The organism is Bacillus sp. FSL R5-0560 (genome assembly GCF_037966305.1).
Lineage (GTDB): Bacteria > Bacillota > Bacilli > Bacillales > Bacillaceae > Bacillus > Bacillus mojavensis.
This window is the reverse complement of record NZ_CP150195.1, coordinates 1,375,401-1,390,644: the sequence shown is the minus strand read 5'-3', so window position 1 is coordinate 1,390,644 and position 15,244 is coordinate 1,375,401. Positions and strand designations below refer to the sequence as shown.

Annotated in this window: 15 protein-coding genes and 1 pseudogene; 5 read left to right on the top strand and 11 right to left on the bottom strand. The window is 44.6% G+C overall.

Annotated features, from left to right (window positions below; all coding sequences use genetic code 11):
* Positions 1–2 precede the first annotated feature (2 nt).
* The 6 genes from allD to NST56_RS07150 form a co-directional block, all read right to left on the bottom strand.
* Positions 3–1,016: an ureidoglycolate dehydrogenase gene (allD, locus tag NST56_RS07175; RefSeq protein ID WP_168747482.1), complete on the bottom strand. Its 1,014-nt coding sequence runs from the start codon at positions 1,014–1,016 to the stop codon at positions 3–5.
* A gap of 100 nt (positions 1,017–1,116) precedes the next feature.
* A complete protein-coding gene (locus tag NST56_RS07170) occupies positions 1,117–2,496 on the bottom strand; it encodes an MFS transporter (RefSeq protein ID WP_029441212.1) in 1,380 nt (459 codons plus the stop codon).
* A gap of 78 nt (positions 2,497–2,574) precedes the next feature.
* Positions 2,575–3,996, bottom strand: a complete 1,422-nt coding sequence (gene uxaC / locus NST56_RS07165; protein WP_339181010.1) for a glucuronate isomerase — start codon at positions 3,994–3,996, stop codon at positions 2,575–2,577.
* A gap of 197 nt (positions 3,997–4,193) precedes the next feature.
* Positions 4,194–5,372 (bottom strand): NAD(P)/FAD-dependent oxidoreductase, encoded by a 1,179-nt coding sequence (locus NST56_RS07160; RefSeq protein ID WP_010333868.1) that lies wholly within the window; start codon positions 5,370–5,372, stop codon positions 4,194–4,196.
* Positions 5,373–5,411: 39 nt separating this feature from the next.
* Complete coding sequence (locus NST56_RS07155; protein WP_010333866.1) at positions 5,412–5,828, bottom strand: DUF1641 domain-containing protein; 417 nt, start codon at positions 5,826–5,828, stop codon at positions 5,412–5,414.
* A gap of 356 nt (positions 5,829–6,184) precedes the next feature.
* Positions 6,185–6,712 (bottom strand): cupin domain-containing protein, encoded by a 528-nt coding sequence (locus NST56_RS07150; protein ID WP_326191940.1) that lies wholly within the window; start codon positions 6,710–6,712, stop codon positions 6,185–6,187.
* A gap of 131 nt (positions 6,713–6,843) precedes the next feature.
* Here NST56_RS07150 and NST56_RS07145 point away from each other — a divergent pair, with 131 nt between their 5' ends.
* The 3 genes from NST56_RS07145 (at position 6,844) to fetB (ending at position 9,442) form a co-directional block, all read left to right on the top strand.
* Positions 6,844–7,815 (top strand): multidrug resistance efflux transporter family protein, encoded by a 972-nt coding sequence (locus NST56_RS07145; protein ID WP_339181004.1) that lies wholly within the window; start codon positions 6,844–6,846, stop codon positions 7,813–7,815.
* A 122-nt stretch (positions 7,816–7,937) separates the two neighbouring features.
* The gene (locus tag NST56_RS07140) at positions 7,938–8,690 is read left to right on the top strand and encodes an ATP-binding cassette domain-containing protein (RefSeq protein ID WP_229147903.1); all 753 of its coding nucleotides are present in this window, start codon (positions 7,938–7,940) and stop codon (positions 8,688–8,690) included.
* Positions 8,690–9,442, top strand: a complete 753-nt coding sequence (gene fetB, locus NST56_RS07135) for an iron export ABC transporter permease subunit FetB (RefSeq protein WP_339180999.1) — start codon at positions 8,690–8,692, stop codon at positions 9,440–9,442. The genes NST56_RS07140 and fetB overlap by 1 nt, the downstream gene beginning before the upstream one ends.
* 42 nt (positions 9,443–9,484) lie before the next feature.
* Here the strand turns inward: fetB and NST56_RS07130 are convergent, their stop codons facing one another.
* Positions 9,485–10,297 (bottom strand): uroporphyrinogen-III synthase, encoded by an 813-nt coding sequence (locus NST56_RS07130; RefSeq protein WP_268448546.1) that lies wholly within the window; start codon positions 10,295–10,297, stop codon positions 9,485–9,487.
* Between the two features lie 181 nt (positions 10,298–10,478).
* On the opposite strand from NST56_RS07130, the gene NST56_RS07125 reads away from it, so the two are divergent.
* Entirely contained in the window at positions 10,479–10,664 is a 186-nt protein-coding gene (locus NST56_RS07125; protein ID WP_010333860.1) for a hypothetical protein, read from the top strand.
* 37 nt (positions 10,665–10,701) lie between these two features.
* Here the strand turns inward: NST56_RS07125 and NST56_RS07120 are convergent, their stop codons facing one another.
* Positions 10,702–11,880, bottom strand: a complete 1,179-nt coding sequence (locus tag NST56_RS07120) for a macrolide family glycosyltransferase (protein ID WP_339180996.1) — start codon at positions 11,878–11,880, stop codon at positions 10,702–10,704.
* A 22-nt stretch (positions 11,881–11,902) separates the two neighbouring features.
* Positions 11,903–13,093, bottom strand: a complete 1,191-nt coding sequence (locus NST56_RS07115) for a cytochrome P450 (protein WP_339180993.1) — start codon at positions 13,091–13,093, stop codon at positions 11,903–11,905.
* A gap of 389 nt (positions 13,094–13,482) precedes the next feature.
* Here NST56_RS07115 and NST56_RS07110 point away from each other — a divergent pair, with 389 nt between their 5' ends.
* On the top strand, positions 13,483–13,761 hold the full coding sequence (locus NST56_RS07110; RefSeq protein WP_010333857.1) for a hypothetical protein: 279 nt from the start codon (positions 13,483–13,485) through the stop codon (positions 13,759–13,761).
* A 30-nt stretch (positions 13,762–13,791) separates the two neighbouring features.
* On the opposite strand, the pseudogene NST56_RS07105 reads toward NST56_RS07110, so the two are convergent.
* A pseudogene (locus tag NST56_RS07105) lies at positions 13,792–14,416 on the bottom strand (NUDIX hydrolase).
* A gap of 76 nt (positions 14,417–14,492) precedes the next feature.
* Positions 14,493–15,134, bottom strand: a complete 642-nt coding sequence (locus tag NST56_RS07100) for a DUF4352 domain-containing protein (RefSeq protein ID WP_339180990.1) — start codon at positions 15,132–15,134, stop codon at positions 14,493–14,495.
* Positions 15,135–15,244 lie beyond the last annotated feature (110 nt).

Genomic DNA, 15,244 nt, shown 5'->3' with positions numbered 1-15,244 from the left:
TCTCACCTGCTTTTTAAAAATTCATACACGCTCCGAGCAATTGAAATCCCGTGCTTCCTGTTTCTTTCCTCATGCAGCTGCTCCAATTCGCCAGGCACATAGACGCGCTCGACTCCTCTAGCCGGAGGTGATTGCTGCAGTTCATCAAGCATGGCGTCCATCTGCTCTAAAAACATATCTTGTCCGGTAAAATAGGACGGATGGATCGCGCAAACATAATGTCCAAGCTTCCTATTTTGATCAAGATCGCCATACATTTTAGCGATATGCGGCCCAAAAGCCGCCCCAGCCAGCAAGCCTGAAAACACATCCACCACAACAGATAGCCCGTAGCCCTTAGGACCGCCGAAGGTTGAAAGTGAGACGACCTTATGAGGATCTGTTACCATCTCTCCGTTTTCATCGACTCCCCACCCTTCTGGTATTTCTGTGCCCTCTTCACGCGCCTGCAGAATCTTTCCAAATGCCACTTTTGAGGTCGCCATATCTAGGATAAACGGTTTTTTATGCTTTGCCGGCACCCCATAAGCAATTGGATTCGTGCCTAAAAAAGGAGACCTCCCGCCAAACGGGACTACAATACTGTCAGTATGAGACATAGCGATTCCGATCAGTTTTTTCTCAGCCGCTTTTTGCACAAAATAACTTAACGCTCCGCAATGGCTGCTGTTTGTCGCAGTGACCATGCCAACACCATTTTTCATTGCCATTTCAATGGCATGAGCCATCGCCTTATCGGCAATCACATGGCCGAACCCGTCATCACCGTCCAGCACTCCTGTCACCGGGCCCGTTTCTTTAAAAACGGGACGCGCTTTTGGATTGATGCCTCCAGCCCTGAGCCTGTTCACATAATGTTCTGTTCGCAAAACACCATGAGAATTTACATTGCGTAAATCAGCGTGTACGAGCACGTCTGCTACTTTTTCGGCATCTCGTTCATTTAAATTGGCGCCGATCAGCTTTTGCTGAACCAGTTCCTTCGCTTCTTCAGCGGAAATCGTTACCGTATTCAATAAAGAGCCTCCTTTCTTTCAGTTTCATCACTTAGCGAAAACCCTTACAAATTATTTTTACTTGCGAACTATTCAAAATATTCTATATAGGATTGTTTGATCAGTTTCTATGCTGAAGCTCCTCGACAATCTGGGCATGCTGCTGATCTGTTAGTTTATAAAGAAAACCGATAATAATCATAGCTAATGCCAAAGCAATGGCGGGATACAGAAGAAGAAGCGCTTTAATGCCGATCAGCGCCTGTGCCGTCTGGGCTACGTTCGGCATATATCCGACAAGTCCCAATCCGATCCCCGAGAGAAATCCAGACAATGACTGGGCAAGCTTCCGGGAGAAGTTAAAGAGGGAATACGTCGTTGCTTCTTTCCGCTCACCGGATTTCCACTCGCCATAGTCAATGATATCTGAGACAAGCGCCCACGTAATGCCATTGGGAATACTGATTCCGATAAACGCGATGCTTGCAAGGATGGTAAACACATATACATTTGAAGGAAGCATAAAGTTGATCAGGTCCGCGGCAACGCTGATGCCGAAACCGATCATTGCGGTTTGTTTCTTTCCAAACATCTTGACGAGCTTTGGCAGAAACACGACGCCCAAAAAGGAAGAACCAATAATGATAAAGTTCATATAAGCCATCAGTTCGACATTGCCTAGGTTATATTGTGCGAAGTATACGAGCATTGCGGATTTAATGTTGTATGCGGAAATCGAAAAAATGGTCATCAGGACAAGGGTTAACAGCGGTTTGTTCGTTATAAACGTTTTGACGACAGATGAAAATGTTAATTTCTCTTTTGGCGCTTCCGCAATAACAATACGTTCCTTGCAGTTGCGGTAGCAAATATAAAACCAAAGCACACCGAGAACAGCAAACAATCCCATGACCACCGGGTAGCCTACCTTCGGGTTATCAAACTTGACGAGCAGCGGCATGACGGCCACGCTTGTGATAAACAAAGCCCCAAGTGAGCCGATTTGGCGAAAAGTAGAGATAGATGTCCGATCTTCCGTATTTTGAGTCATCGCTGCTCCTAATGAGCCGTAGGGAATGTTTACAAATGAATAGCCCACGCCCCACAGCATATAGGATGCATACGCATAAATCAGCTTGCCTGTCGTTGATACATTCGGGGACAGAAAAATAAGAACAGTAAGCACAGCAAGAACAATACTGCCGATTAATAAATAAGGCCTGAATTTCCCCCGCCTGCCGATATTTTTGCGATAATCAATTGATGAGCCGACAATCGGATCTGTAATCGCCGCAAACAGCTTGCTGACTAAAAAAATCCCCCCCGCCATTGCAGCCGGAATTCCCGCTACATCAGTGAAATACTTCAATAAATAAATCTGACCGAGATCAAACATAAAACCGTTGCCAAAATCACCAAAACCATAGGAAATTTTCTCCTTCAGCGGTAGCCTCTTCTCCGTTTCAATCGACACAACCTTATTTTCCAGTTCTGCTCGCATCTTCCACCTCTGTGTCTTAAGAATTTTCGGTGAGATATCCGCTCAGTATGACCTAGACTATTCTGAGCGGAACCTCTTTTATACGTTTGCCTTTTCTTCTTGAAATTGAAAATATAGTTTCGCATTGTGATAGCAAATGCCTTGTACGATACCGCCAAGAAGCTCCATATCTTTCGGCACTTCACCGTTTTCAGCCCATTCGCCGATCAGATTGCAGACAATCCGTCTGAAGTACTCATGGCGTGTATACGACAAAAAGCTTCTGGAATCAGTCAGCATGCCGATAAAACGGCTGAAAAGCCCGACGTTTGATAACGCTTTCATTTGGTCGAGCATCCCATCCTTGGAATCGTTAAACCACCATGCTGTGCCGAATTGTATTTTCCCAGGCGTGATGCCGTCTTGAAAGCTATTGATCATGCTGGCAATGACATAGTTATCATTTGGATTGAGCGAATATAAAATCGTTTTCGGCAGCTGGTTTTTCATTTCGACGGAGTTCAGCAGCCTGTACAAAGGCTTCGCAATTTTTTCGTCATTCATAGAATCATAGCCTGTATCCGGTCCCAATTTCTTCATCATTTTTATATTCGTATTTCTGAGTGCATTGATATGAAACTGCATCGCCCAGTCAAGCTCAGCATACAATCCGCAAAGAAATTGAAGCGTATATGTCTTGAATTTCTTCTCAGCTTCGCAAGAAACCTGTTCCCCTTTTAATCTTGCGGTAAAAATGAGGCCCGCTTCCTCTTTGTCCGTTTCGGCATACACCATTGAATCAATCGCATGATCAGATACTCTGCCGCCGACTGAATGGAAGAAACGCACTCGTTCTTCAAGAGCCTCCAAAAACTCATCATAGGTTGTAATCGACAGTGATGCAGCCCTTTCAAGCGCCTGCACCCAATCCGGGAAGCCTTCGCGATTGATTTCCAGCCCTTTATCCGGCCGAAATCCCGGCAGCACACTGACAGGAAAATCTTTTTCCTCTTTTAATAAGAGGTGGTATTTGAGAGAATCGACAGGGTCATCGGTTGTGCATACTACTTTCACATTGGATTTCACAATCAAATCCCTTGCCCCGAAGCCTTCTCCTTGGAGCAGTTCATTCGTCCGTTTCCATATAGCCGGCGCGGATTGCTCATTTAAAATCTCATAAATTCCAAAAAAACGCTGCAGTTCTAAGTGAGTCCAATTGTAGAGCGGATTGCCGATCGCCATCGGCACGGTTTTCGCCCAAGCCATAAATTTCTCCTCATCAGTCGCATCGCCTGTAATGTATGTCTCATCAATCCCATTGGCTCTCATGATGCGCCATTTGTAATGGTCTCCATACAGCCAGGCTTCTGTGATGTTTTGAAATCTCTTATTTTCATAGATTTCTTTCGGGCTTAAGTGGCAGTGGTAATCAATAATCGGCATGTCTTTCGCATAATGATGATAAAGTTTGACAGCGGTTTCATTTTTCAGCAAAAAATTTTCGCCCATAAAGGGTTCCATGTCCTCACCGTCTTTCATTCTATTTCAAAATGTTAACGTTAACATTTTGATATGGTTTTATTTTACCTTTATATTCCTCTGGGATCAATCTCTTTTTTGAAAATGAAATGTTAACGTTAGCAAACTAAATAAAAAAGACATTGCCGGAAAGCATCCCGAAAGGAACGCTTTGGCAATGTCTGAACCACAACAAAGGATTAGTAAGCCAGGCTGAATAGTCCTTTAATGTGTGTTAAGTAGCGAACGTTACTTGCTTCTTTCATCAAGGAAGCAGGAAGACCTTTAAGCGGTGTAGAATTAGCACCAATGATGGCAACCGCATCTTTGCGTCCAAGACTTGCAAGTGTACCAGAGTTTACTGGCTGAAATGTTTCAAGTGTTTTTCCTTCTAAGTAAGCGAATAGGTTGTAACCGATCAGCTCACCCATTTGCCATGCGATTTGTGCAGTTGGCGGATATGGACGGCCGTCTGGACCAAAGTAAACTGCGCTGTCTCCAGCAACGAATACATCCTCATGTGATGTAGATTGCAGGAAGTCATTTACTGTCGCACGTCCGCGGTTCACTTCAAGGCCTGATTCACCTACTAATGGGTTACCTTGTACGCCGCCAGTCCAAACAAATGTGTTGGCAACCACTTTTGATCCGTCTTTCAGATCAATTACGTTTCCTTCTACATTTGTAACAGGAAGGCCTGTTAAGAACTCAACGCCGCGTTTTTCAAGACTTGCAGTAGCACGTTCGATAAGATCATCCGGAAGAACAGGAAGGATTTTCGGACCTGCTTCAACCAGTTTCAATTTGATTTCTTTATGATCTACGCCGTATTTTTTCGCAAGGTTCGGCATGATGTCAGCAAGCTCACCGACAAGCTCAACGCCTGTTAAGCCGCCTCCGCCGATAAGGATTGTTGCATCTGCTTCGTTTTTCGTTTTAGAGTACTCACGTACACGGTCTTCAACATGTTTGAAGACTTTGTTCGCATCAGCAGCAGATTTAAGAACCATGCTGTTCTCTTCAAGTCCTGGGATGCCGAAGTAAGCAGTGACAGAACCAAGGCCTACTACTAGCGCATCGTAAGTTAATGTAGAACCGTCAGCAAGCGCAACCTCTTTTTTATCAACAGAGAAAGAGCTGACTTCCGCGATTTTAAGATCAATGTCTTTGCCTTTGAAAAGTTTTTCTAACGGCATTGCAACCGCTTTTTCAGACACGTTGCCTGCTGCAAGACGGTGTAATTCCGTAATGATTTGGTGAGTTGGGTATTTGTTTACCACTGTCACGCGTGCTTGTTCTTTTGTGTAGTGTTTGCGAACTGTTAAAGCAGAAAGAACACCGCCATAACCAGCGCCTAAAATGACAATATGTTTTGACATCGTATATCCTCCGTCCTTTATATCAATTTGAATCTGAGATTATTTTTGTTTTTCGTTCATGATTTCAAGGTAGCTGTTAGCAAAACGGAACAGCTTTTGAGCTTGAGGATCTTTCAGCATGCGCAACAGGCCGAAAAGTCCAATCGTTTCGTTGCTAGCATCCGCGCGGTCTTTCGCTTCGATTGCAGTCGCAGCCACTTCTTTTGCTGTTTCTTTTACAGGCTCAAGAATTTCAGTGATCGCACCGACTGTATCGCTTTTCAATACTTCGTCAGTCGCAACAGACTGAGCGAAATCATAAGACTTCGTTAAAATATTCACTAACTCAGTCAGCTTTGGAAGCTGGTCAACTAAAACAGTCAGTGATTCTTGAACTTCTGGCTTTAACAGCTGATCAATAAGATCTTGCTGGCTTTGGCTGACAGACGCATTTGTTTGATCGATTGTTTCTGGCATATCCAATTCTCCTTTACTATAAGCAGTATGCTGATTTTTTGGAAAGGGTAGTGCCTCTCCCTGATCTCATGTTTGAAAGCATGAGAAGAAGGATTGTGAATTCATGCACAATCATTCGCAAAAATAAATGTTTACTACCCAGTTTTTCATCTTGCCATATTCAGTATTATTTTTATCTCAAAAATAAACCATTGAATAAGTCAAAATCCTTTACTCTCTCTGAAAATAGCAAACACAAAAAACTCCAATTTGATTACCTTCTATATGATAACACTTTTTGAACAAAATTTGAACGTGAATTGCTTCGATTATGAAATTAATTTATATGGTGCCCGTGTCATAACATTTCTTCAGCACTAGTTATTGACAATCCAACAATTTTCTCCCCTGCGACTTACCCATATGTCCAATAGAGGTTCTCTTTTTCCTGTAACTGGATCCAATGCCGGAAGTACTGCTTGCTCTATATTCTCTAGCGCAGCCGCTCTTTCATCGGGCTTTCCCGTCTTTATATCATACCGAGAACCTTCTGGATAAGCGCCGATCACGGTAAAATCCGGGCTCGCGCTTAGCTTTTTATGCCCGACACCGGCTGGAATGACCGCTGCGTCGCCCGTTTTGATAGGAATAGCAGCTCCTTTTTCTCCCCCAAATTGAATAACAGCCTCCCCTCGGACTGCGATTAGGACTTCATGCGTGTTGCTATGATAATGATGGTACGGAAAAACACTGCCCGACCAGCTGTTTAGCCAGCCATGCCGGTTGACGATCCGCTCTGCCAGTTCAGCACGTCCCATAAAAACACTTTTATAGATAACGAGCGGAAAATCAGGGTGATTTGGAATCCTTCCGTCATCCTGAAAAAAGTACGTTTCTGTTTCCATCATTTCGCCTCCCTATTTCTGTCTTCCACATCTATTGATCTGTAAAACATCATTATTTTCTCACAATTCCGTTGATCTGTATCATCCCGGGTAGTATAGTATAAAAAAATAATGCCAGAATGAGGGATTTGATGAAAGCAATTGTAATCGGAATATTGGCTTCTCTCTTTTTCGCCGTTACCTTTATTTTAAACAGGGCGATGGAATTATCCGGAGGCAGCTGGCTTTGGAGCGCCTCGTTACGCTTTATATTTATGGTTCCGTTTTTATGTCTGATTGTCATAATGAAAGGGAAGTTCGTTCCTCTTTTACAAGAAATGCGGAAAAAGCCGTTATTTTGGATAAAGTGGAGCTTTGTCGGCTTTGTGCTTTTTTATGCGCCAATCACGTTTGCCGCCGCATTCGGGCCGGGCTGGCTCGTAGCCGGAACATGGCAAATTACCATTGTAGCCGGTGTGCTGCTGTCTCCATTTTTCTATGAGAAAAAAGACACGCCTGGAGGCACTTTGCTCGTTCGGCAAAAGATTCCCCTTGTTTCACTGGGCACTTCCGTCGTCATTCTGATCGGAGCGGCACTGATACAGCTCCAGCATGCAGAATCGCTTTCCGGAAAACTGCTGCTCTTCAGCGTGCTGCCGGTTGTCATCGCGGCTTTCGCCTACCCGCTGGGAAACCGGAGAATGCTTGAGCAATACGGAGGCAGGCTTGATACATTTCAGCGCGTGCTGGGAATGACCCTTGCAAGCCTTCCATTCTGGCTTGTATTGGCAGCTTACGGCTGGTGGTCAGATGGCCTTCCGACAGCGGGGCAAACCGTTCAATCCTTTATCGTTGCCGTCAGCTCAGGCATCATTGCGACCGTTTTATTTTTCTGGGCAACGGATATGGTAAGGGATAACCCGCAAAAGCTCGCTGCTGTTGAAGCAACACAATCCGGGGAAGTGATATTCGCTTTGCTTGGTGAAATAATCCTGCTGTCAGGAGTTTTCCCTTCCATTTTATCGTTTACCGGCTTAATGATCATTATTGCCGGAATGGTGCTACATACCTTCGCTTCCCAACAAAAACCCAAAAAGAAAACGCAGTCAAATCTGACTGCATAGCAGCGGCTGGAGAATGGGCGAAAACCCGTTCTCCTTTCTTTTTTAACTCCTTCCAAAAGAGACCTGTTTCACGTTATATTTATGTAGAGTCTAAGCCCACTTAACTGAAAGGTGATATTTTAATGGAAGCAAACAATCAAAAAGACGATATACCAGCGATCTCATTCACATCTGTGCGAAAAAGCTATGAACAAGAGGGACAAACCTATGACGTATTGAAGGCTGTCACCGGAGACATTCAACAGGGAGCAATCGTGGCCGTTTTGGGCCCTTCCGGTTCAGGTAAAAGCACACTGCTGTCCATGTGTAATTTGATGAAAACACCGGATCACGGTGAAGTGAAGATTTACGGAAAGGAAGTCAGAGACTGGAATGTGAATAAACTAAGGCGGACGGCCGCACTCGCCTTTCAATCCGCTCCCGTCCTTGACGGAACGGTGCGTGACAATTTGAGTCTGGTACAGAAGCTGCATCAAACCCAGCTTTACTCTCCTGAAGAGCTCGCTTCACTGACAGGCCTGTCTCCAGAGCTGTTAGACAGGAGCGCCAAGGATTTATCCGGCGGACAGCGGCAAAGGCTCTCACTTGCCAGAACACTCGCAAACCCTTCCTCCATCCTATTATTGGACGAAATTACATCTGCCCTGGACCCTGTTTCTGCTCTGGAGATTGAAGAGCTAATCAAAAAGCAGCATCAAGAGAAAAAACTGACGGTGATGTGGGTGACCCATAACATGGAGCAGGCGAAACGAGTAGCCGATACCATTTGGTTTATGGCTGATGGCCGGCTGTTGGAAATCGCGGAGACAGACACATTTTTCTCGCGTCCTCAGCATGAAGCAGCCCGTGAATTTTTGAAGGGAGGCACACGGTAATGGATTACCTTTCTCTCTCATTAACCATGATCTTTGTGCTGATTGCCTTGTTTTTATCAAAATCCTTTAAAACCGGCGTTGAAAAAGATATGATAATCGCAACGATCCGGGCGGCGGTACAGCTGCTTGTGATCGGTTATGTGCTGTCGCTGATATTTCATGGAGACCACCCTGTGTTTATCCTGCTGATGGTGCTGTTAATGCTGGGTGTGGCGGCTCAAAACGTCGTCAAACGAAAGAAAATGAAAATCGGTTCTTTTTGGAAGGTGTTTCTGGCCTTAGCGATTGTAGAAATCGTCACCCAAGGCATTCTTCTGGCGCTTCACATCATCCCGCTTACGGCACGGTATGTCATCCCGATCAGCGGAATGGTCATCGGAAATTCGATGGTGCTTTCCAGTCTATTTTTAAACCGGCTCAGCTCAGAAGTCGAAGTTCGCAAAGAAGAAATTCAATTAATATTGTCTCTTGGAGGCACACCGAAGCAATCCATACAGCGTATTCTTACTTCTGCGATGAAAATGAGTATGATCCCGACGCTGGAAAGCCAGAAAACACTTGGGCTTGTCCAGCTTCCCGGCATGATGACCGGCCAAATCTTAGCGGGCGCCGATCCGATTCAGGCGGTTCGCTTTCAGCTTTTGATTGTTTTTACAACGATGGCGTCCGCTGCGCTGACATGTGTGATCTTAAGCGTGCTGACATACCCGTCATTATTCACCGCGCATCAGCAATTAAAGGAAAATGGATAACGACAAAGCCGCTTCCCATTTGGAAAGCGGCTTTTGTACTGGTTATTCCTTTTCTTCATAATACTTGGACAGCTCAATAATCATCGCGCCCATCCGCTCAATCTCCGGTGCAAGCAGCCTTGTGATGCCTTCTTCCCGCAGCGCTTCAGCAGTCACTTTTCCGACAGCCGCTGCGATGACACGCTCTTCGAATACAGCCTTCACTTCATTGATAAAGCCGCGCTCCTTGGCAAAATCAAACAGAGAACGAACCTGAATCGCCGTGGTAAAACAAACAGCATCCAATTCACCATTCAGCAGTTCCCGGCATAACTGTTCCACCGTTTCCTTCTCTGGCGGGATATGCTGATATGGAAGGATCGGCAAAACTGAAGCTCCCTTTTCTTTCAAAAATGCTATAAGGGCGGGTGCATTTTCTCCGTGAAGCTGCACCATTACTTTTTTTCCTGAAAAGTCGTAAGGCTCCAAGGACCGGATCAATCCGCTGGTTGTCCCATCTTCATCAGAAGCCTCTGCTGTGATTCCGAGCTTTTTTAACGCAGACAATGTTTTGTACCCTCGGCATGCCGCTTTAGCCTGGCGAATCGCCAGCAGGAACTCGTCCTTTACGCCGATTTTCTCTGCCATCTTCACAAGCGTCTCCGTACCGATGCCTGTCGTAAAGATCACCCAATCGGCTTTTTCTTCCGCAAATTTGCGCAGCTCCGGCTCCACCTGTTCCTCTGCCAAATATACCGTTCCTTGGAGAGAACGGACGACAGGAATTCCGCCCTGTTTTTCAATGATTGTGCTGATTTCTTCCGTTTTCCGAGAACCGCCGATCGCAACGCGTTTTCCATGTAAACCTTTCCCCATATCCGTTCCTCTCCTCTTTGCCAGCTTAGGCTTTATATGTATATAACCTTTAATAAAGCTATTGTGTCGCAAATCAAAGGAGAAATCAAGATGAACCAAATGCCTCTCATTACCCGTTGAATACACCGGGTGCATGCTATAATATAAACAATAGACACGTTTTTTTAACGGAGGATCGATTATGGAAACAAAAGAAGAATACGAAACAAAAGGCTACGACACATCGGTTATTTACGAATTCAACGAATATCCGGACGTCCACAGCGGGCGCTGCGACAATTGTGACTACACACTGTTCAAAAGCTCCGTAAAAGGCGGAAAGTTTTTGAGAGAATGCCGGAGATGCGGGATGAAAAAAAACATTTAAACAGAAAACCGAAATCAAATTGATTTCGGTTTTTATGTTACTGCGGTACAGCGGATTTTTTTATAAACGCTTCAATCTCAGCTGCCGCACGCTCCGCTCCGCCTGCTTCTTTTACATCCTTTTGCACATTCTTGACGCGGCTGAGCACCTCTTGATCACCGGATACCGCCTGAACCGCTTCCTGAAGCCTGGAAACAGTCACTTCTTCTTTCGGCAAATAAACGCCAAGGCCTAATTCATCGACACGCTTTGCAGTGAGCTCCTGCTCATACATTTGCGGAATGACGACGAGCGGCACACCGGCATTCATCGCCTCCATCGTACTGTTCATCCCGCCATGAGAAATAAACAAATCGGCTTTCGCCAATACCTCAAGCTGCGGCACGCTTTGGCGAATGGTAAAGTTAGCAGGGATCTCATCCAGGCTTTCAGGATCAATCGTTTTTCCGACAGACATAATCACTTGCCATGAAGAATTCCGAAATGCCTCGATGCACATCTTGTAAAATTCCGGCCATGCGTTAAACGCCGTTCCCAATGAAATCAGCATAAGCGGGCCATTACCCTTTTCAATTTCCAAACTTTCTTGTTCCGTCCGTTTCCCAAGGGATGGGCCGACAAAACAGAAACGGTCATCGAACGTCTCATGCTGAATCTGAAAAGACTTCGGCATAAAGACAATATTTAATGCTTCCGGCACAGCTAACTGTTCAAATGAAACAGCCGGCAATTGCTCTTGCTCCAAATAGGCTTTAAATTCAGCCTCTGCTTCTTTCATTTTTAACAGCATGTCTTCACTTCCGAGCTGAAAGGATTCATTTTGGGCATATGAGGAACAAAGCTTGATGACCGGTATATGAAGCTTGTCAGCAAACAATTTTCCCGCTAGCGCAATAAAATCATAGATAATCAGATCAGGATGATCATTCTGATATAAATCCTCAAGCTGCGGAAGAATGCTAAGTGATTCTTTTAAGAGACTGATCGGCGTCTCATTTTTTTCTATCATCTCCCTGATTTGCTTAGGATCAATATTCAAGGATGTATGATAGATCAATGCTTCTGCACCGGCTTGCTGAACACTGGCGGCGAACTCCTCAGTCGTCGCATATGTGACACGATGCCCTTTCTCACAAAGCTTCTCCACTAATGCAAGCGTAGGATTGACATGCCCGTACGCCGGGATGTTGATAATCGAAATATGGTGCTTTTTCATGAATCTCCAGTCTCCTTATCTATTAAATTTTCACTCGGAAGCTTTTTAATCCGTATATCACACTGTTTTTAATCGGAGTGATACTGACGCATTCCATATGAGGAAAAGCAGAAATCAAGGATGTTAACGCGATCTTTGCTTCAAGCCGTGCAAGCGGAGCCCCGAGACAAAAATGAATGCCGTGGCCAAACGCAATATGCGGATTGGGATGGCGGTGAATATCAAACATGTGCGCCCTGTCAAACTTCGCTTCATCACGATTTGCTGATGCTACAAAAGCCAGAACCATATCACCTTTTTTCATCTGATGGCCCCTGATCTCCGTATCCCGCTTGGCAATGCGTCTCAAAACAGGTGCGGGCGCTCTGAAACGCAGAGCTTCCTCCACCGCCTGAGGCACCAGCTCTGGATGCCGCCGCAATTCGTCATAGGCACCCGGCGTGTCTAAAATGCTGTACATCGCGTTTGAAATCAAGTTCGTTGTCGTTTCGTTTCCCGCCACCAGCAGCAATGTACAAAACGGAATCAGCTCTTCTCCAGAAAGCTTGTCGCCGGTTTCTTCCGCTTTAATTAAAATGGAGATGATGTCTTGTTCCGGTTTCTTCCGTTTTTCTTCTATGATGCCGGCAAAAAACGCGGCCAGTTCTTCCTCGCACTTGTTTCGCTCTTCCAGAAAGACTTTCTCCGCCTCCTCACTTCCATCCCTTGGTGTGCTCACCAATATATCAGACCATGTCTTAAACGCATCCATATGCTCTGAAGGCACGCCTAAAAGCTCGGATATCACAATGACAGGAAGCGGATATGAGAAATCTTGAACCAAATCAAACTCGCTTCGTCCCTGAAATTTTTGGATCAGTTCATCTGTGATTTCCTGAATTCTCGGTTCCCATTGCTTCATCACGCGCGGTGTGAACGCTTTATTCACAACTGAACGGATTTGCGTATGCCTTGGCGGGTCCATATTAATGATTGAATTTCCGATAGAACTTGTCTGCTCCGGCATATAACTGGAGAAAAGCTCTTTATCCCCAATGACTTTTTTGACATCATCATAAAGAAAAACGCTCCACACTTCATTTTCTTCATCAAAGGAAACAGGCGCTTCCTTTCTCATCGATTCGTACCACGGAAACGGATGATAAGCATCCTGGTTATTTTTTCCGTTCATCAATGCACGCTGCAAAGCTTGTCGCCGATTTACCACATTCATGCGTTTCCCCTCCCCATGAAAGAAAAGATTCAGCAATTGACGAACTTCACCACCTCCTGCTATCGAAAAAAAGAGGGATATCCATTTTGTCGTCTGACACAGCAGGCAGGTTTTCAAGATGCCGGTGCAGGCATCATATAATCCCCCTCGAATGTTGTTCATCTTACCATAATCTTTCAATTTTTTTCTATTACGCACACCCGATTTGATTCACAATGTGACCTTAGGCATGCCCATCCATATAAGAACCGCAATCAATAGCTTATGAAAATCTCACACGCCATCCTCATTCGCAACATAAGCACTACTTTAAAAGATGACTTTTCCATTATGTAATCCAAGCGAAAGATATGATTAAATAGAAAGTAAAATGGTGAAGGAGAGAACAAATGACAGCACAGATCAACCGCAAGAAACTCGTTGTCGGCATCGTACTTTCACTTGCATTTGTATTGTTTGTGTTCTCTTTTTCTGAGAGACATTCAAAGCCGCTCGTTGAGGGATCAAAACAGGAAAACTGGCATACTGTCGTTGACAAAGCCTCTGTCGACATATATGGAAGCCGTTTAGTTGAAGAAAGCAAACTAAAACAAAGGCTCGGCCATAAACAAGCTGATTCGGTACTAACCCTTCTGAAGCTTGCCAGCCAAAAACATATTGTCTTGTAAAACAAAAAAGAGCCTCCGGCTCTTTTTTGTTTAATCAAATACGATTTTCTTATCCGGATGACGCTGAAAGTCAAAAAGCATGCTGAGCTGTGACTGAGTGTTTCGTTTCGGAGAAAGCGGCGGGAGCCTGTCTTCCGGAAAAAGCGGCATGGTTCGTCTCAATCCCGGTTTTCTGCTGCCCGCCCGTTATGCTGCATTCAATGAAGATCTTATAGTAATGATAAGGCTGAGGGGGGTGAGGATGCTTATGGCTGTCCAGCACGGCCAGTAATCGAGAAGGCACTGTATCGTACCCCGACTCTTCTTTGATTTCCTTGATCACATTTTCAGCGGGCGATAAACCAATTTCGCAAAACCCGCCCGGAAGTGACCACAGCTCGTCATGCTTCTCCCGGACAAGCAATATGCAATTCTCTCGAAATACCGCGCCGCGAACATCCGCCTTCGGTGTCGGATAGCCTTTCTCGCCTTTCCATAAATCAGTGATGACTTCAATGTCCTTCTTCGAGTAATCCGCCATCATCTCTGAGCTGAGCTTCATCAGCTCTTCGTACCTTTCCCTGTCATACACATCCTTGGAAAAAGCAAGCCCCGACTGTGCGATCGCCTGAATCCGCTGGGCCCGTTCAAGCCACTTGGTTTGCACGTTTATCACTCGTCCTTTCAAGTTATTTTTCTCTATAAAAAATGCACGTTTCACTAATGAAAAACGTGCAGCTTTAAATCAAGTTCTAATCTAATTTCACCAAATAATCAATATCGTCCTTTACTCTCTCTTCAGTATTACTGCTATTTGTATCAGCTAAAAACGGATTATATACCAGTGTGTAATGTTTCTGTTCTCCTTTAGGGATGACATAACTGAGTACACCTGTAACCTTTTTCCCTGGTGTCAGTGTTCCTGTCATCAGGATCCTGCCCTTCTCTTCTATTGAAAAAACCGGCTGGACTGATTGATTTTTCTTGTCTTTTAAGTCTAACCCGAGAAAATTGTATTGCACTGAATCTTTCCCTATGTTTTCTATCGTAACTTCTATAATGAGCCGTTCCTCATCATCTTTTATTGTTTTTGGCTTCGAGCCTACAGCTCCTCCAAATTTCGAATATTCACCTTTTTGCACTCTATCAACTTTATTCACTGTAAAATTCGTATGTCCCGCTTTAAACGTTTCTCCTATTTTATGTATTTGATCATCTTTTTTAATCTTCGGCTCACCGCCTTTTTTCAGTTCCTTATCAAGTTCCTTTTCAAGCTCTTCTTGCGATTTTTTTTCTTTCGGCTTTTCCTTTTCAGACGCATCGCTTGATTGGCTGCACGCAGAAAGTGCAAACCCGATCGTCAAGACAGATAATAACAATAAGACTTTTTTCATGATTGTTCCCCCATCTAAAGTAATCGTTTTCTATTATAATCAGATTTTTCCTTTTCTTAACAGATAAGAAAGCATCAATTTTTTCTATTTCATTCGTTACAAACTTACTT